Consider the following 18,552-nt stretch of genomic DNA (forward strand, 5'->3'; position numbering starts at 1 on the left):
TGTGAGCCCTCGATGCGGTTGTTCAGGCCCTTGTGCGCCCGATGGTCGGCGCCGGGAGCCAGGGCCGTCCACATATGGCACATCGATGCCGTCGGGGGGCGGTTACATCATCAAGCCCCAGTCGGACTTTGCCCGGACCCTGAGGTGCCGCCCTTTAAGGGACGGCCAGAGGTCCATGGCACATCCGGACGACACCTTACGCGTTCCTGCGTGCAATTCCCCAAAGCTGCATCAGGTCGTGAATTTCGCCTGCCAATAAGCTTCAAGTGCCACTTTCTCGGAGCCAGACAGACTGCCGGCTTTGATCAGCACATCTCCAAGCCGCTCTGTGCGCAGAAGATCGGTCCCGGTCAGCCCGTCGGAGGTGATCGCTGCATAGCCGACGACGCCAAGGTGGGTAGTGAAGGCCATCTCATACGTACCTGCGGGCAGAACCACCGGAAGATGGTCGCCGTCATCGAGAAGATGCCAGCGCTCAGGCTGAGAGGGACTAAGGATCTCCTCGGGGGAGAGCACCTCCTGATAGGGCGCGCGCGGGCCGATATTGACGTTGACCTGACCGATATGCAGGCCACGGCCTGCGATGCCGGGATAGACCGGAACGCGAGCGGCCTCGGGCTGGTTGTTGGTCAGCGCGATGGCAAAGGGCGCGCCGCCGGAGGGTTCTGCCGTTGTGGCTGCGCTCAGCGAAATCAGCCATCCCTCACCCGCAGGGATCATGCTGGCACTGCAGCCGGTGGCGCGGGCCATGCCGGTCAAAAGATCGAAGTTTGCGAATTTGTGCAGGCCGAACCACTGCGAGCCAAGTGAGATCTGCAGCACATGGGCCCCTGCGTGCTGGGCGGTCAGGCTGATCGTCACCTCGGTCCCGACCGGACCAAAAGCCACCGTCTGTCGCAGAAAGGCGTTATGTTCGGTCGCAACGGCTTTCTCAGAGAGGAAGCCTGCCGCCAGATCAACGCCATAGCCGTCCGAGTTTGCGCCCAGCGAGGGGGCTTCGGTCTGTCCCGGCATCATATTCTGCCGCCCGCCTTTGGGCCAGCGCACAAGGACAGGCCGCAGGGCCGCATCGGCCTGCAGGTCCACCAGACTGCCCCGGCGCGACTGCAGCCGGCCAGGGTCTGCCCCGCCTGCACCGCCCGGGTCAGACCGGTGTGATCCTGCCAGAGCCGCCGGCTGCCGGGGTGAAATCCGCCCGCGTGAAAGACCGGTGAGAGCAGCTCCGGGTGCCAGCCCGCGCTGATCTGAGAGGTAAGAACCATCGGTGATACCGGGCTGAGGCCCATGCTGAGAGCGGTCATCTGAACTCCATGAAATATAGCCTGCCCCGGGCTGCGGCGAACGGAGGGCTGCGGCGGACCAGACCCTCGGAAGCCTGAGGTCCGCCCTTCCCCCTCCGCCCGGAGCGCATTGTCCCGGGCGCTTCGGATCCGTTGAGCCTGAGACTGCGCCGAAGGGATCAATAAACCGCTAACCCTGCGCACGGGTGGTGACGGGCGCGCGCATCCGCCCCTGCCCCGGCACAAACAGGGCCAGGACCGCAGGATCAAACTTGACAATTTCTATCATCTAATCACAAAGAAGAGAGATCAAAGCCAGCTTTTCGCCAGCGACTGCCTTGCGACACGCCGTGTCGCGCCCCCTCAACGGGATCGCTTAGGGAGAACTGCTGTGCGAAGCCCAGATATGAGAAATGAAACGCGTGCTGCATCGGTGACCACCGTGCTGCCGACCCTGGGGCTGCTGCCGGTCATCGCCGTCAGCGCTCTGGCGGCCGGGGCCCCGGCGGCAGCACAGCAGCAGCCCACGGTGATGCTCGATGAACTGAGCCTCAGCGGCGCTGCGGGCGGAGAGGCGGCCAGCGGCTACCGCACCACCTATGGCGCCTCGCCCAAGCTGCAAAAACCTCTCGCTGAGACGCCGAAAACCATCGCTGTGATCACCCAGAAGGAGATGGAAGAGCGCAATGCCACCTCCGTCCTGGAGGTATTGCGGACCACGCCGGGGATCACCCTTGGCTCTGGTGAAGGTGGCACGCCGATGGGCGATCGGCCCTATGTGCGCGGCTACCAGGCAGCGACCGATATGATGATCGACGGGGTTCGCAACCTTGGCCGCACCTCGCAGGAGGCTTTTGCCACCGAATCCGTTGAAGTCGCAAAGGGGCCGGGCGGCACCTATTCCGGGCGCGGCGCGACCGGAGGCTCAATCAACCTGGTGTCGAAACAGGCGCGTGAGGGGGAAAATTTCCAGCATCTTTCCGCCACCCTTGGCAACGCCAGCCAGAAGCGGCTGAGCTATGACGCCAATTTCGACTTCGGCGATGGTCTGGCCGCGCGGCTCAATCTGATGGCGCAGGACGGTGGCATCCCGGGCCGCGATGAGTTGCAGGACAACCGGCGCGGCATCGCCTTTGCGCTGTCCAAGCGCTTCGGCGCCTCGAAGCTGTCGCTCAACCTCTATCACAGCCGCGCGGATTCGACGCCGGATCTGGGCGTTCCGATGGGAAGCGCCAACTACCGTCCGGCGGAGAACGGCGGGCTGCGCTTTGGCTCAGGCACGAAGGCCGATCCCTGGCGGCCCATCGAACTCGGCCCGAAAGAGGCCTTTTACGGCTCGGCGCTGCGGGACTACCGCAAGGTGACCAATTCGAGCGCTCAGGTGAAGTTTGAAACCGAACTGCGCCCCGGGCTGACCTGGACCTCAACCCTGGCGCTGATCGGCTCTGAGCAGGACTATATCGTCAGCCGCGCCACCGTTGCCGCCGGGGCGGCAGGCACGCCGAACCTGGCGCAGCGTGATCTGCGCACGGGCTATCGGCAGAACTCGGCCACGGCCTTCCATTCCGTCCTGACGGGTGAGGGGCAGACCGGGGGCATCCGGCATAATTACGCCATCGGCGTCGAAGTCGCGCGCGAGCGGATGCGAAGCCGCGCCTCCACCGGATCGCCCGCCGTGGGCCGCACGCCGGTTGCCAGCCCCGATCCCTATATGCCGGTCACCGGCACGCCGCTGCGCTGGACGACCTGGAACCCCTTTGTCAAAACCGACACCTCCGCGCTTTATATCTTTGACAGCATGACCCTGAGTGAGCGCTGGACGCTGGATCTGGGCCTGCGCTACGACCGCTATGAGATCAGCGACGGCACGCGCAGCAATGTCGCCAATATGCTGAACTACTCAGCCGGTCTGACTTATAAGCTTGCGCCGAATGGCATGGCCTATTTCAGCTATGGCACTTCGACCAACCCTTCGGGGGAATGTGCGGGCATGGCGGGCGGCGCGGATGGGGCCTCGGCCTGCACGCTCTCGGCGGGCAACGTCAATCTTGATCCCGAAAAGAACCGCAGCTTTGAACTGGGCACCAAATTGGAGCTCTATAATGACCGGCTGCTGCTCAGCGCGGCGCTGTTCCGCACCGAAAAAACCAATGCCCGCGTCACCGATCCGGTGACCGGGTCGGGAGTGGCGCTTGCCGGCAAAAGCCGGGCGCAGGGGATCGAGCTGGGCGTGGCCGGTGAGATCAATGACCGCTGGGGCATTTCGGCGGGCTATACCTATACGGATGCGAAATGGATCAACTCCGGCGGCACCCGCGAGAATGACGGCAATGCGCTGCAGTTCGTTGGCAAACATGGCTTCAGCCTCTGGTCGACCTATCGTGTGACCGACACCATCACCCTGGGCGGCGGCGCGACCTTCACCGACAAGCGCTATCTGACCACCGATAATATCGCCGTTCTGCCCTCGCAGTGGCGCTTTGATGCCATGGCCTCTTTCCAGCTGGCGCAGAACACCTCGCTGCAGGTCAATGTAAACAACCTCTTTGACGAGCGGCTTTACGACGCCTCCCACGTCGGCCTTTTTGCCAACCGGGCGCCGGGGCGCAGCATTACGGCGAAACTCGACTACCGCTTCTGAGGGCGGGGAAAGCGACAAAGCGCAGGGGCGGCACGGTTGCCCCTGCGCATCCCGGGGCCGCCGCGCGGGGGCCCGGGGGTTCACACATCTTATTGCAAAGGCCCGACAGATCCTGCGCCTTTGCCAAAGGGGGCAGCCATGCTTGTGACAATTCCCGATCTGCTGAGTAAAGAAGAGGTCGCCTATCTGCGTCAGGTGCTGGAGCAGACCGATTGGGTCGACGGCCGCACGACGGCGGGGGATCAGGCCGCGCGGGTCAAACACAATCTGCAGGTGCCCCAGGACAATCCGGTGGCCCGGGAGCTGAGCGCCGTTATTCTACGCGCGCTTGGCCGCAATGCCACCTATTCATCCGCGGCGCTGCCGCTGCATGTGCTGCCGCCAATGTTTAACCGCTATGACGTGGGCATGACCTTCGGGGCCCATGTGGACGGCTCAATCCGCGTGGTTCCGGGCAGCGGCCAGCGTCTGCGCACCGATGTCTCGACGACGATCTTTCTCAGCGATCCTGAGGAATATGACGGAGGCGAGCTGGTGGTGCATGACACCTATGGCAGCCATGCCGTGAAGCTGCCCGCCGGTCACGCGGTGGTCTATCCCGCAACTTCGCTCCATTCGGTAACGCCCGTCACCCGGGGCTCCCGCTGGGGGTCGTTCTTCTGGGCCCAGTCGATGATCCGCGACGACTGGCAGCGCCACATGCTTTACGATCTCGATCAAAGCATCATGCGCGTGAGAAGCCTGGTACCGGATGACGATCCCGCCTCAACCGGACTGACCGCGCATTATCACAATCTGATCCGCGCCTGGGGCGAGCTTTGAGCCGCCCGTCGCAGATCCCGGCGGATGTCGTCTCGCTGGCCGATTACGCCCGCCATGCGCAGAGTCTGCTGCCCGCCGGAGCGCGGGCCTATATCGACGGCGCAGCCGCCGACGGGCTGACCCACCGCGCCAATGCAGAAGGCTGGCAGGCGATCCGCCTCTCGGGACGGGTGCTGAGGGATATGCGCGGCGCCTCAACCACGCTTGAGCTTGCGGGGCTGTCGCTGGCGCATCCGCTGATCCTGGCTCCGGTGGCCTTTCACGCGCTTGCCCATCCTGAGGGCGAACATGCGACAGCCCTCGGCGCGGCTGCGGCAGAGGCCCTGATGACCGTCTCGACCGAGGCTGGCGTGACCCTCGAAGAGATCGCCGCCCGTGCCGCAGGGCCGCTCTGGTTTCAGCTTTATATGCAGCCCCGCCGCAAGGACAGTCTGCAGCTACTGCGGCGCGCCGAAGCGGCAGGCTACCGCGCCTTGGTCGTCACCCTCGACGCCCCGGTCAACGGCTTTCGCAACGCGGAAATGCGCGCGGGGTTTCACCTGCCCGAGGGGCTGCGCGCGGTCAACCTGGACGGGATGCAGCGCCCGGAGGCGGCTTCAAGGCCCGGCCGCGCGGCGACCTTTCTGGGTCTTCTTGACAGCGCCCCCCGCTGGGAGGATCTGCACTGGCTGATCGCGCAAAGCCGCCTGCCCGTTCTGGTGAAGGGCCTCATGAGCCCCCAGGACGCGCTGGAGGCTGAGGCGGCGGGGGCGGCGGGGATCGTGGTCTCAAACCATGGCGGCCGGGTTCTCGACACCCTGCCCGCCACCGCAGAGGCCCTGCCGCGCATTGCCGCAGCAATCGGAGGGAGGATCCCGCTTATCGTCGACGGCGGGATCAGGCGCGGGACCGATGTGCTCAAGGCCCTCGCTCTGGGCGCAAGCGCGGTGATGATCGGCCGGCCGCAACTCCATGCGCTCAGCCTTGGCGGGGCGGCGGGGGTGGCGCATATGCTCTCTGTTCTGCGCGCGGAACTGGAGGTGGCCATGGCGCTCACCGGCGTGGCGCAGCTGGATCAGATCGGACCCCATGCCCTTTGGCCGCAGTAACCCCGCTCAGACCGCAGTGAGCGGCAGATCCTGCAGCGTCCACAGATAAAGCGCCCCAATCCCCCCCATCGCGCCGATATCATAAAGCGGATGACAGATACCGCCCCTGCGCGCCATGACCATCGAGACGAGCGTCGTGACAAAGGTGCCGAGAGCAATCCCCGTCAGCATGCCATAGACCCCGAAGAAAGTGGCGCCGAGTATCATGAAAATCAGCCGCGAGACTGAATAGACGCCCATCACGACCGAATGCCCCCGGCTGTTTCCCACCGCCAGCATGGCATTCTGATAGGGCATCTGCAGGATATGCAGCCCCGCGTTCAGCGCCAGAAGCGCCAGAAAATGACCCGCCTGGGCATAGCGCGGGTCAAAGAGCAGACCGACGACAAAGCCGCTCAGAAGACTGAGCAGCAAAAAGGCCGGCAGCATGCCCAGCACGGTGATCTGCTTGATCCGCCCGACCTGCGGCCGCAGCGGTCTGCCCTCCCGGTGCAGCCGGGCCAGCGCGGGAAAAGCCACATATTCCAGCACCCGCCCGACCAGATCCTCCAGCGCACCGGCCAGCACCATGGCGATGCTGATCAGACCCAGAACCGCAATCGGCACAAAGATCCCCATCACCGCCGTCATCCCCTGACCGCCGAGATAGGTGAAAAGCGTGCTCAGAAGGATCCAGCGGCCATAGACCAGGATTTCTGAGAGCACGCTGCGCTCGAAGCTCAGCTGCGGGCGATAGGGCGGCAGATATCTGTAGCTCAGCACCAGCTGAAACAGCGCCCCCGCCACCGAGCCAAGCACCAGCGCCCAGATCGACTGCAGCCACCAGGCAAACCCCACATTGGCGGCGACGGTGAAAATCTGCACATAGGTGTTCAGAAGCGTTAAGCGCCCCAGTTCCATATGGCGGCGGCAGCTTGCCATGGCGATCGAGTTAAAGCCGTTGAGCACCGGCATCACCGCAACCGCGCAAAGCACGCCGAAGAGTTGCGGCTGATCGTAGATCCAGGCGACCGGCCAGGCGATCAGCAGCGTCAACAGGCCAATGCCGATCCCGCGCACCGCCTGCACGCTCCAGGCAGTATCGAGAAAGACCTTCTCATCGCCCCGCGCGCTGCGCACCACGGAAGGCACCGTGCCAATATCGCTGAGCATGGTGATCGCGCTGATGAAGACCCAGGCCAGCGCCATCAGACCAAAGACATCCGGCGCCAGAAGGCGCGTCAGGATCAGCGTGGACAGAAGCCGCAGCGCATAACTCGCCAGAAAGCCGATGGTGGTCCAGCTTGCCCCGCGCCCGCTGACGGATGTGAGAAACCTGAACATAAACCACCACCCCCCGGAACGCGCTTCTGCGCCAAGGCCCCACCCCCTGTCCCCGAGATCCCCTGACCCTCAGGCCCATGCCGGAAAGGCCGTCCCGAAACACACGACAGAGATCAGCCCCGGTGACGCAAAGGCAGGCCGGAGCCCATGATTGCAGATCATATCCCGGGTTTCCAGCGGCATGTCAAAGTGATGAAAGCCCGGGGCTCGCGGTGCAATCCACTCCCAGCACCCGTCCCCGCGCAGGGCGCGTCCAAGGCTTCTGTCGCAGGTCCGGATACCGGCCGCCCCTCGCCAAAGGCGCAGGCGAGGTGAGGGAGGTCAGGCGGCCCGCGTCCCAAGCCCCCCCGCCCGCTCACAGATTACTGCGCGCGCTCGAGTTCAATGATGTCTCCGGCGGCATTGCCAAGCCAGATGCCGGGTTCGTTGAATTTCACCTGGGTCATGCTTTGCAAAAGCATCAAAAACTGCTGCTCGCCCCGCAGGCCGGGGCAGGCGCGCCGCGTGGCACCGAGACTGCTGATGCGCAGCTCACCCGGGGCAGGAAACTGAACTTCACCTTTATAAAAATTGCACTGCGCCCGGCCTCCGATCCCGCCGCCGTTCTGAAAATCCACCGTCAGGCCCGGGTCAACCGATTGATTTTTGATGGCCGCCACCTGCCACAGGCCGCTCAGATCCTCAAAGGCGGGAAAGCCTGCATCCGTGGGGCCGGATGGATCCGCAAGGACCAGATCGGCGCCCCGGCCAAACCATTGCACACCATCCGCGGCCCAATGTGCGGCAATCACCCGCCCGTCGCTCAGCGAAATCGCAAAGGCGGCGCGATCCTCCAGCGCGGGGTTGGCATGCTGCCCGGTGCCGATGATCCAGCCGTCCGCAACCACCATACCTTTGGGGTCATCGGCCTCAATCGCGGCTGCGAGATCGGCAAAGCTCTCTCCCGGCAGAATGGCCAGAAAGCGCGACCGGGTTTCGGCGGCGGTCAGAACCGCCCGCGGGGATTGCCCCGCCAGCGACGCCGGATCGGAGAGATTAATCCCAAGCGGACGCGGGCCGAGCGACGTCATCTCAACCCGGCCCTCTGAGAGCGCATAGCGAAACCAGTCCGTATCGCGCCCCATCCCCGGCTGCTCAATCGCAAGCCCTGCCGGATCAGGCTCAAACTCCATCGAGCAGGTGCCGAAACTCTCGGTCATGCGAATCTGCGGCCCGCCGGTCTGAAGCCAGGCGAATTGCACCGGGCAGCGCGCCGCCGTGGTCTCAATTTTCAAAAGCAGGTCGCTGCCATCTGCGTTGCGAAGGATCGGCTCGGGCGGGAAAATCCCTTCGACCTCAACAGACTGCCCTGAGGTGGTTTCAATATAAAACATCCCCGGCATATCCGGCGCGCCGCGAAAGATCACCTCATGCGCGCCCATGGCCACCGGCTGTGTCTGACCCTGCGCCTGAAGCTGCGCCGGAAGGGTGAGCAGCGGCAGCAGAAGCGCCGAGGAAATCGACAGAAATTTCATCTCTTTCTCCGATCAGAGGTCAGCCACCGGCCACAGCCAGAGCCAGGCGACGGCCATCGGCTGCGAAAAAGCCAAGGCCGTCGGGCGTGGTATCGACACGCACCACCTGCCCCATGGCCTTCAGAAAGACCTCCTCCTGCGCAGAAAATTCGCAGCCTGCGCGATCCGGCGCGGCCCAGGGGTTGGAGATGCGGAAGTCGGGCAGAAGCGCGAGGCTGGCCTCAGCGTTCCACTCACCCTCGCAGTTCAGCGTGCCGCTGATCATCTCCTCACTGAACCGAAGCGTCGGCGCAGTTCCGATCTCTGCGCCCATACCCTCATAATCGGTCACAAACCAGGTCAGATCAAAAAGATCGCGGGTCAGCGGGACGGCCTGCTGCGCGGCAAGCGGCAGGGCGGTGAGCAGGCAGAGTGCTGCAGAGGCAATGATTTTCATAGGCTTACTCTTTCGGAAAACGTTGGACGAAATCAGCGGGGAAGGCGGCATCGTGCTGAAGCCCTTTATTGGTCAGGCAATACTGCCCTTGGTCCTGCCCCACCGGGATCAGAACCTGCGACTGCGGGCAGGCGGTGCTGAGCGGTGCCTCTGGCAGATGGGTGGTATAGACACGATTGCCGCGACGGCTTTCGAGCCAGCGGGTGGTGCACAAAGAGGCATCCACGCAATTGCCCGTGGCGAAGAAATGCAGATCGCAGTCCGCGCCTTCACACCGCCCGCCATCTGAGACGCGCAGCAGCACGATATCATTGCCGCTGAACATCTCATTATAGATCCAGCCCAGCTCATAGCGCGGCGCTTTCAGCGCGGCGGCATTGCGGGCCTGGGTTTCGGGCGAGATATAGCGGCGCAGCTCGCCCTCGGTCGCGGGCCGCATCCAGACCTCCCGCACCTCCGTGCCGCCACGGCGCGGCAGAAGATGGCGCTCAAGATATTGATCGCAGTCCGGCATGGGGGCGTCGATGACATAGCGCCCGCTGAGCGGGTTCCAGACCAGGCTGCGCCGGAAGGTGCAGGCCTGATCCATCCCCATAACATCCGCACCGATCAGCACATCCGAGGTGGACCAGCCATATTCCCGCGAGGCCCCGGCAGGGGTCATCACGGCCGCCGTGCTGTAGGTCAGAACCGGATAGCCCCCGGTCTCGGCGCGGGCCAGATCGAAGCGGGTGTTAAACTCATATTCCGTGCGGCACTCCGGCCGGCCCTCTGCCGGCCAGTTCCGACAGTCAAATTCGGTATTCACAAGGCCATGCACCGGAAAGTCAAAGACCGGGCCGACGATGGTGCCATCGGTAAGATTCACATCCCACAAAAGCAGATCCCGGCGGCGGAAGCGGCCGTAGTCCATCCCCTCATCCTGCGCGATGATCACCCCCGCCAGCACATGACCCGGCGACAGCTCAAGGATCGAGGCATCGGCTTCTGCAGTCTCACCGGGCCGCAGAGGCAGGCCGGTGATCCTGACGCTCTGGCCGCTGTAGCTGAGTTCCAGCACATCGGGCGCAATAAGGCCGCTGCAGTAGCTGCGATCGGCGGTGCAAAGCCGCGCCTCATTGCCCTCAGCCGCCAGGGGCAGCATGCGCGGGGCGGCCCCGGCCATCTGAGCGGCGGCCAGAAGGGAGACCGTGAAGGTCAGCAAAGATTTCAGCATCCTGTCACTCCTCAGCCGCAAGCGGCAGGCCCAGGGCCTCCCAGGCCGCGACACCACCGCGATACCAGATGGTTCGCTGGCCGGTGGTAGCCACACGCAGCGCGGCGTTATAGGCGGCCCGGTCCTCTGGTCCTGCGCCGAAAATCACCAGCGGCAGGGTCTTATTGCCCCGGGTAAATTCGCTCACAAACTGCTCCACCCGGGTCTGAAGACCATCGCTCAACCCGCCGTCATCGCCCAGGCCCGGCACGCGGAAAGCGCCCGGCAGGCTTTGCAGCCCCCCGGCCGCGCGGATATCAATCAGCGCCGGGGGCGGGTCCTGACGCATCAGCGCCTGGATCTCAGGGGTGGTCGAGACTGTGGCGCGGGGGTGGCTGTTGGGCGTGCCGCCACGATAGGGCGCCGTAAAAAGCCGCAAAGTGGGCGGCACCCCGTCATCGGCCAGCTCATCAATCGGGGCCATGGCCGCAGGGGGCGGGGCCTGAGCCGGGGCGCCACCGGTGCCCGGCGTCGCCTGCGGCGCCATGCGCGGCGCAGAGGCGCCCGCGCCCGAACCTGCGGCAGAGGCTATCTGTTCATAGCCGTCCTTCGTGCCCTCTTCGATATCCGAGATCAGCACCGCAAAATGCTCAATGATCTCGTAACACATGGTGATTGAGCCCTCATTGGGCGCATACCAGGCGTTGACGACATCGCAGTCCTGATAGGTGATCTTCAGCGGGCGTGGCAGCGCGAAGGCGCGCCCCACGCTCAGCGCGGTTTCCCGCAACGCATCCGCATAGGTCTGGCGCAGAAACTCACCCACCTGACGGCGCGAGGGGAGAAGTTCCACCTCAACCGGCGCACCGGGCGCCGAGGCGGGCAAAAGCCCCTCAGGGTTTTCCGCACTGATGCGGGTATAGGGCGAGAGAATGGCCCGCCAGGCCCGGTTCTGCTTGCGAAACTCATCTTCGCAGCGCGCGAGAGTGCGCTCCTCCATCTTCACGACTTCGGCAAGAGCGCTGAATTTTGCGGGACTTGCCCCGTAGATGACACAGAACATATTGCGAAACCGCTTCAGATCGGCGGTATGCTCATCCTGCCAGGCCCCTTCGCTGGGGGCCATAGTCTCGCTCAGACGACCCGAGTAATACCAGGCCAGCGCCGCATAACCCGCCGCCAGCGGTGCGGTGCGGTCGATCAGCGGATGGCCTGCGGGCGTCACCGTGGCATCGGCCATCTGCAGCGCGGAATAGATGTCAACGGCATCCTCCTCCGGCCCGGTCGAGGGAACCGCCAGTTCGCCGATCAGCGCATGGCCAAGCTCATGCAAAAAGATTGAGCGTGAGATCCCCAGATAGGCCGCCGCCATCCGGTCCGCATCGCCGCCAAACTGCGGCAAAGGCCCGGTAAGACCGCTTCCCATGCTCTTTTCCGGCACCCGCGTCTCCCGCGGCCTGTCCGGCCCGCGCGCACCAAGGTCCTGGATCACCAGATCTGAGAAGGTGAAAGCACCCCGCTCATAGGCGTAAAGCGCGACCGCCCCGCCCAGAGAGGGATGGCCCTTCAGCGTGGCGATTTCCTCAGTGCCGATGACACCCACCACCTCTGAGCCGCTCTCAATAATCGCGATGGTATGCGGCCCAGGCGTGGTGGCCACCTTCGGCAGCCGCCCCACTTCGACCGCGCGGCCTGAGGCGGTGAAACAGACCATCAGCCCGTCACCCGCAGCGGTCAGCTGCACCGAGCAGGACTGACCGTTGCGCGGGTTTTCCCAAAAGAGACCGGCAGAAGCCCGGGCGCTCATCGGGCGGTCCCCGGCGGGCGCCAGCGTCACATCAACAGAGACCACCCGACGCTGCTCACCCGCCGGAGCGAGACCGAGCGGCAGCAGATATTCCGCGCCATGGCTGCCGGCATTCTCCAGCGTCCAGCCCTCTTCCCGCTCAGTCACCTGCCAGCCGGGCAGCGAGGGCGCTTTCGCAAAGGCCTGATCGAGGAGAGCCCGCCGGGTATCAAGATCATCCGGGGGGCGATTGCCGGTTTCAGGCTGCGGTGGCGGGGCCGGGGTCGTTCCCGCCGCCGGGGCAGGCCGGTCGGGAACAATCACGCTGAAATGCCCCAGCAGGAAATCACCGCGCCCAAAGAGCGCCACACCCATATCGCCGCCCTGCGCCGGATGGCCCTCAACGCGACCTATACTTTCGTCGTTGAGATAAAAGGTGGTGGCACCGCCCTCTTCGATCACCTGAAGCCGGTCGCTGCCGTCGAGTTTAGCTAAGCCCTGACGCCCGGCGATATTGGTTGCACCGCTGTCGGACAGGCAATCGAGCGCCACATCGCGGTTGGCAAAAATCGCCAGAAAACAGAACTCGCCGCTTTGCTGATTGCCGATCATGAAGTTCAGCGAGGATTTCGGATCCTGACTGCCGAAGGTAAATGTCAGCAGCGACGAGCGCATCGGCGCAGGAGCCGGGCCCGCATTCCACAGCAGAAAGCGGCCGCGATCTGAACTGCCATCATTGCTCAGAATCACCACGCCCTGCTCTTCGCTCTGCTGCCAGCCGGAAACCTGATGGTCCAGCGCAGCGTTCAGCGGCCCCAGATCAGCCGCCCCCGCAAACCCCGCAGGCAGGGCCAGCGCCAGGGCCACCCCCGGAAGTAAACGCCTGAAATCACTCATACTCTCACCCCCGTCTCAGCCGCGTCAGAGCGAGGCATTGTCGATCTCTGTCAGCGTCCAGCAGGGCGCACGGCGGAAAACGTAGCGAATATTCAGACCATTGTCGCCGCCTCTGACCTGAAGACTTTCCTGATCGGCACTGTCTTTGTGCCAGATCAGCTCATGCCCCTGGGCCTCAAGGCCCGAAAGCGTGCCGATCACCGGCCACTCCACCTCACTTAAGGGAACCTCTTTGCTTTGCGCGACCGGCTCCGGATCCCCTTCTTCCAGGCTGCGCAGAATCAGCGGATCTGCCGTCGCCCCCTCCTGGACCGCCACCGAGCGCGCAAATTCGCGCATAAACGTGGGGAAGTCCTCGATGTCACAGCCCGCAGCCAGTGCAGAACCGCCGCTCAGGCCTAGGAAAACGGATGCCGACATCATAAGGCGCAGCGATTTTAGCATGGATCCCCTCCGGTGTTCGGGGCGTCCTTTTCCCCGTCTCTCAGTTTTGTGACGCGGCCGCGCCGGGAAATCCTGGCAGCTTTCGCAATAAATTTTCCGCAGAGACGATTTTTTCTGACCCCATCGCGACAGACCTCTCACGCCCTTCGTTTCGGGCGCGGACCTCTCTGCGCGGCGAGAGTGCCCCCGGCGCAGGCCCTGCGACAAGACGGGAAATCCCGTAATTTACAGGCATCACGGCGGCCCTGGCACGAAAATTCCGCTGATGCCCCTGATGGCACAGGGTCTGACAGGGCCGGAAAAACAGTCCCGCAGAAAAGGGTGTGAATCAACCGACCGGAATCGTTGACACATACCTTCGTATGTGTCAGCCTATCCTTAATCGTGGTATGGTCGCGCCCTGCCGCTACCCCACCGTCCAGAGCCATCAACTTCGGAGACCGTAATGGCACAGAGCATCATTCAGGCGGGCGCCCTTCAGGATATCCCGATCCATGCCACCGCAGGTCAGGTCGGAGGATATTCAAGGTCCGGTTCTAACCTGATCGTTGAGATGAAGAGCGGCGATCAGATCGTTGTTCAGGGCTATTACACCGCGACCCCCGCTGGCGCACCGCACCGCCTGATCCTGGGCGACGGCACCGTGATTGCAGATCCGGTCGAGGGCGAAGAATCGGCAAGTGCTTTTGCGGGTATGGATCAGGATGAGCTGCTCGCGCTTGGTGCTGCCGGTCTGGGCGCTGCTCTGATCGCATCGAGCGGCGGCGGTGGCAGCAGCCGGTCCGGACCGGCCCCGGGGTCTGAAGATCCGCAGCCCGAACCTGAACCTGAGCCGGAAACCCCGGCGCCGGAGCCGGAACCTGAGCCTGAACCGGAGCCCGAGCCGGAACCTGAGCCCGAACCGCTGCCGAAGCCTGGCAACGAGACCCGGCAGACGACCGGTCTTCTGGACGCGGTGCTGGCCGATGACGGCCTGCTTGGCGCGGTGACCGGTAACGGTGGCGTGCTGGGCGGTCTGACCGGCTCTGACGGTCTGGTCGGTGGCCTTCTGGGCAATGGCGGCCTGCTGGGTGGTCTGACCGGCACGCTGGTCGGTGCACCGCTGCTGGGTGACGGTCCGGGATCTGCGGGTCAGGGCCTTCTTGATCCGGTGATCGGCGACGGCGGCCTGCTTGGCGCGGTGACCGGCAATGACGGCCTCCTGGGGGCTGTGACCGGCTCTGAGGGACTTTTGGGTCAGGTGATCGGTGACGAGGGCCTTCTGGGCGCGGTCACCGGCGCTGACGGCCTGGTGGGCGGCCTGCTCGGCACCGGGCTTCTGGGCGATGGCGTCGAAGGCAGCAACGGCCTCCTTGGCGGGATCGTGGACGGCCTCTTTGGTGGCGAAGACGGTCTGCTGAGCGGTGGTCTTCTTGGCGGCGTGACCGGCACCATTGGCGGCCTTCTTGGCGGCGGCGGCGATGGCCTGCTGGGCGGTCTGCTCGGTGGTGAAGGTGGCCTGCTCGGTGGCGTGACCGGCACCGTTGGCGGTCTTCTGGGCGGCGGCGGCGATGGTCTGCTGGGTGGCCTGCTCGGTGGGGAAGGTGGCCTGCTTGGCGGCGTGACCGTGAACGGCCTGCTGGGTGGCGGCACCCTGGGCTTCGTCGGCGGCCTGACCGGTTCGGTCGGCGGCGCTGACGGTGATCTGCTTGGCGGCCTGCTGGGCGGTGAGGACGGCCTTCTTGGCGGCGTCACCGGCACCGTGGGCGACCTCGTCGGCGGGCTGACCGGGACGATCGGCGGCGATGACGGCCTGCTCGGTGGTCTGCTCGGCGGTGAAGACGGACTTCTGGGCGGTCTCACCGGAACCGTTGCCGATCTGACCGGCGGCGAAGACGGACTCCTGGGCGGTCTGCTCGGCGGCGAAGGTCTGATCGGCGGGCTGACCGGCACCGTTGCTGACCTGCTGGGCGGCGGCGATGACGGCCTGCTGGGCGGGCAGCTCGGCGGCCTCACCGGCGGCGCCCAGGCTTCGGGCTCGATCTCTCTGGCCGGCGCAGGCGGCATCTCGGGCACTGCGGCCCCGGCTTCGGTGGCTGACGATCTTCTGGCCGGCCTGATCGGCGATGAAGGTCTGCTGGGGGATGTGACCAGCGAAGACGGTCTGCTCGATCAGCTGATCGGCCAGGAAGGCACCGTGACCACTCTGGCAGGCGGCCTCCTCGACAGCGCGGACGACCTTCTGGGCGGTCTGACCGGCGGTCTGCTGGGCGGCCTGAGCGACGGTCTGCTGAGCGATCAGGTACAGCCGATGGCCGATCTTTCGACCGAAGATACCCCCTTCGTCTGAGCAATTTCTTAACGAGTAACCGGAGGGGCGGCTCTGTCCTGTCTCTCCGGATGGTACCCCTCCTGTCACGGCGCGGCGGCATTTTTCACGGTGCGGCCGCGTCCTGACGGGCGGAAAACCCCCCGTTGCGGGTGGGACCGTATCATTTTCCCTTGGATGATGATCGGTACATACTCTAGTATGTTCTGAGTGATTATTTTATGTCTTTTGGCTGGGAGAGACGCAAACTCCTGCCGGTCCGCTGTGAGGCTACCTGATGACTACTGATAAAATCAGTCAGACCCAAGACCAGCCGTCTGCGGCGCGCGAAACCGCTGCGCAGCCGCCTGGCCGGGTTATGCCTCCTCAACAGACCACGCAGCGCGGCAGTGGCGACGGCTTCGTTGCAAGTGTCACCGCAGCGACGATCGGCCTGAGCCTTGCCATGCAATCCCGCGCCGAGGCCGCGCTTTCGCCCGAAGGCGACACCTCTGATGCGGGCCTGCCCGAAGGCCCCCTGGACAGCGCAGTTGCCACGCTGACATCTGCGGCGGATGCCCCTGAAGGCACTGGCGAAGCACTTGATATCGCTGAGTTTTCACTGGCTCAATCTCAGGACGGCAGCGCTGTTGATACCGCCGCCGCCCCCGCCGCTCCGGCGGAAGAGGCCCCGGTCTCTGCCCCGCCTTCCGCCTATTTCGCGCCGGCAAAACCCCTTCGGGACAGCACCGGTGCAGGCGAAGCCCCGGTGCAGATCGCCAGCAACATCACCCTGCCCGAGACCCCTGTCGAGGCCCCCTCAACCCTGCCGCTTCCGGGTTCCGGCGGGGCGGAAGCTGCGATCCCACAGGCCCCGGTTGTCGGCGGAATCCTGACGCCCGTGAGCGGCGTCGTCACCGGTGTCCTCGATCCGGTTGGCGGTCTGGTCGATTCGATTATTACCCCGATTCTCGGGCCCGATGGCCTGGTTGATTCGCTTCTTGACCCGCTTTTGGGCGAAGACGGGCTGGTCACCGATCTCCTCGGCAGCCTTCTGGGGCCTGACGGTCTGCTGGGCGGACTGACGGAGCCTCTTCTGGGCGAAGACGGTCTCATCGGCGGCCTGATTGGTGGTGTCACTGACGGACTTCTCAGCCCGCTTCTGGGAGAGGGCGGCATTGTCGGCAATATCACCGCGCCTCTGCTCGGTGAAGGCGGGCTGCTGCCGGGTCTGCTGACGCCGGTAAACGGGCTGGTCGGCAGCGTGACCGACACTCTGGGCGACGGGCTCATCGCACCGCTGCTGGGCGAAGGCGGGCTGACGGATTCGCTTCTCTCTCCGCTTATGGGTGACAACGGTCTGGTCAGCGGTCTGCTCGGCCCCGTGCTCGGCGACGGTGGTCTTCTCTCCGGCCTGCTGGCGCCGCTTGGCGGGCAGGACAGCGTCACCGCGGATGTGGCTGACGCGCTGGCAGAGGGTGTGCTGGCGCCGGTGCTTGGCGAAGACGGTGCGCTCGGTCAGGTCGTCGACACGCTTCTGGGCGAAGACGGCCTGGTGACCGGGCTTGCGGGCTCGGTACTGGGTGAAAACGGGCTGACCGGACAACTGCTGAACCCGCTGCTGGCAGAGGGCGGTGTCGTTGACAGTCTGGCAGAGAACATCGTCACGCCGCTTTTGGGCGCCGATGGCGTGCTGGGCGGTGTATTGTCACCGATCACCGGTCAGGACGGCATTCTCTCTGATGTTCTGGCCCCGCTGGCGGGCCCTGAAGGCGCGCTGACCTCCGTGGTCGGCACCGTCACCGGCGGCGTGATTGCGCCGCTGCTGGGGCCGGATGGCGTCGCCGGCACCCTGCTCGGGCCGCTGGTCGGTGACGAGGGCGTTCTGAACTATGTGCTTGATCCGCTGGCCGGTGAAGGCGAACTGCTCGATGAGATCTTCAACCCGCTGATCGGTGAAGAGGGCCTGCTGCCGACCCTGCTCGACCCCATTCTGGGCGAGAACGGTCTGCTGTCGGGTCTGCTCAATCCCCTGGTCGGGACGGGGGGTATTCTGGACGTGACACTGACCCCGGTTCTCGACAGCCTGGGTCCGATCGGTCACGTGGTTGATTCGCTGCTCGGCGGTCTCTTCGGCGGCTGGCGCAACCGAGGGTCCGCAAGTCAGGAAAACACTACCGTAAAAAGTGTGGAACCTGACAACTTTGACGCGAGTTCTGAGGCAGATGATTTCCTCAGCACGCTTATTGGCGATGCAGCAAATGACGTCCTTCCGGGCGATCACGACTCGCTTGCAGAGCTGCTTGGCGCACCCGATGCTGCCTTCTTTGCCGAACTTTTCGGCGAGGCCGACAGCTATGCTCCGGCGACTGAAACCGAGAGCGAAGATCTGCTGTCTGAGATGCTCGGCATCAACCTCAGCGGCTCTCTCGCAGCCCCCGGGCTTCTGGCCCAACCGGTTGCCGCAGAGCCCGTTCAGGACGCAGAACTCGATGATTTGTTGAACGAAATCCTCGAAAGCGGCGAACGCGCGCTGGAAGGTGTGACCGATCCTCTGACCGCAATTCTGGCGGATGTGGCGGGCGATGGCACCGAGACTTCGGGCGACATTTTCGACCTCGCACCGGCAGTCGATGGCGCGCTGCGGACCCTCTTCGGCGCGGCGGATGCAGAGGTGGAGGCCTTCTCGGCACTCACCGATATTGCACCGCAGCATGATCTGCTCACTGAGGATCAGCACGGCTAAGGACATGCAACCGGAGGTGATTGTTGGTCATTAGGTCATGTTGACAAAAGGGATTCACACCGAGCCTGGATCGTGATTCAAGCTGGTATCTGC

General features: G+C 64.6%; 12 protein-coding genes. 5 read left to right on the plus strand and 7 right to left on the minus strand.

Annotated features, from left to right (window positions below):
- Nucleotides 1-231: 231 nt before the first annotated feature.
- Nucleotides 232-1,086, minus strand: coding sequence for a hypothetical protein (locus EP867_RS16875; RefSeq protein WP_128490638.1), 855 nt, complete (start codon nt 1,084-1,086; stop codon nt 232-234).
- A gap of 600 nt (nt 1,087-1,686) precedes the next feature.
- Between EP867_RS16875 and EP867_RS16880 the strand changes: the two genes are divergently transcribed.
- The 3 genes from EP867_RS16880 to EP867_RS16890 all read left to right on the plus strand — a co-directional run bounded on the left by EP867_RS16880 (nt 1,687) and on the right by EP867_RS16890 (nt 5,831).
- The gene (locus tag EP867_RS16880) at nt 1,687-3,921 is read left to right on the plus strand and encodes a TonB-dependent receptor (protein ID WP_128490639.1); all 2,235 of its coding nucleotides are present in this window, start codon (nt 1,687-1,689) and stop codon (nt 3,919-3,921) included.
- 138 nt (nt 3,922-4,059) lie between these two features.
- Nucleotides 4,060-4,743, plus strand: coding sequence for a Fe2+-dependent dioxygenase (locus EP867_RS16885; RefSeq protein WP_128490640.1), 684 nt, complete (start codon nt 4,060-4,062; stop codon nt 4,741-4,743).
- The gene (locus EP867_RS16890) at nt 4,740-5,831 is read left to right on the plus strand and encodes an alpha-hydroxy acid oxidase (protein ID WP_128490641.1); all 1,092 of its coding nucleotides are present in this window, start codon (nt 4,740-4,742) and stop codon (nt 5,829-5,831) included. Before EP867_RS16885 ends, EP867_RS16890 begins: the two co-directional genes overlap by 4 nt.
- A gap of 6 nt (nt 5,832-5,837) precedes the next feature.
- On the opposite strand, the gene EP867_RS16895 is transcribed toward EP867_RS16890, so the two are convergent.
- From EP867_RS16895 to EP867_RS16920, 6 genes are all read right to left on the minus strand, one after another.
- Nucleotides 5,838-7,154, minus strand: a complete 1,317-nt coding sequence (locus EP867_RS16895; protein WP_128490642.1) for an oligosaccharide flippase family protein — start codon at nt 7,152-7,154, stop codon at nt 5,838-5,840.
- Nucleotides 7,155-7,516: 362 nt separating this feature from the next.
- Nucleotides 7,517-8,668, minus strand: a complete 1,152-nt coding sequence (locus EP867_RS16900) for an META domain-containing protein (protein WP_128490643.1) — start codon at nt 8,666-8,668, stop codon at nt 7,517-7,519.
- 19 nt (nt 8,669-8,687) lie between these two features.
- Nucleotides 8,688-9,104, minus strand: coding sequence for an META domain-containing protein (locus EP867_RS16905; RefSeq protein WP_164888920.1), 417 nt, complete (start codon nt 9,102-9,104; stop codon nt 8,688-8,690).
- Nucleotides 9,105-9,108: 4 nt separating this feature from the next.
- Complete coding sequence (locus EP867_RS16910) at nt 9,109-10,320, minus strand: hypothetical protein (RefSeq protein WP_128490645.1); 1,212 nt, start codon at nt 10,318-10,320, stop codon at nt 9,109-9,111.
- A gap of 4 nt (nt 10,321-10,324) precedes the next feature.
- Nucleotides 10,325-12,982, minus strand: a complete 2,658-nt coding sequence (locus EP867_RS16915; RefSeq protein ID WP_128490646.1) for a DUF4344 domain-containing metallopeptidase — start codon at nt 12,980-12,982, stop codon at nt 10,325-10,327.
- A gap of 24 nt (nt 12,983-13,006) precedes the next feature.
- The gene (locus EP867_RS16920; RefSeq protein WP_128490647.1) at nt 13,007-13,426 is read right to left on the minus strand and encodes a hypothetical protein; all 420 of its coding nucleotides are present in this window, start codon (nt 13,424-13,426) and stop codon (nt 13,007-13,009) included.
- Between the two features lie 445 nt (nt 13,427-13,871).
- Here EP867_RS16920 and EP867_RS16925 point away from each other — a divergent pair, with 445 nt between their 5' ends.
- A complete protein-coding gene (locus EP867_RS16925; protein ID WP_128490648.1) occupies nt 13,872-15,755 on the plus strand; it encodes a BapA/Bap/LapF family prefix-like domain-containing protein in 1,884 nt (627 codons plus the stop codon).
- A 256-nt stretch (nt 15,756-16,011) separates the two neighbouring features.
- On the plus strand, nt 16,012-18,459 hold the full coding sequence (locus EP867_RS16930) for a hypothetical protein (protein ID WP_128490649.1): 2,448 nt from the start codon (nt 16,012-16,014) through the stop codon (nt 18,457-18,459).
- Nucleotides 18,460-18,552: the final 93 nt, after the last annotated feature.

It is taken from the genome of Falsigemmobacter intermedius, from assembly GCF_004054105.1.
Lineage (GTDB): Bacteria > Pseudomonadota > Alphaproteobacteria > Rhodobacterales > Rhodobacteraceae > Wagnerdoeblera > Wagnerdoeblera intermedia.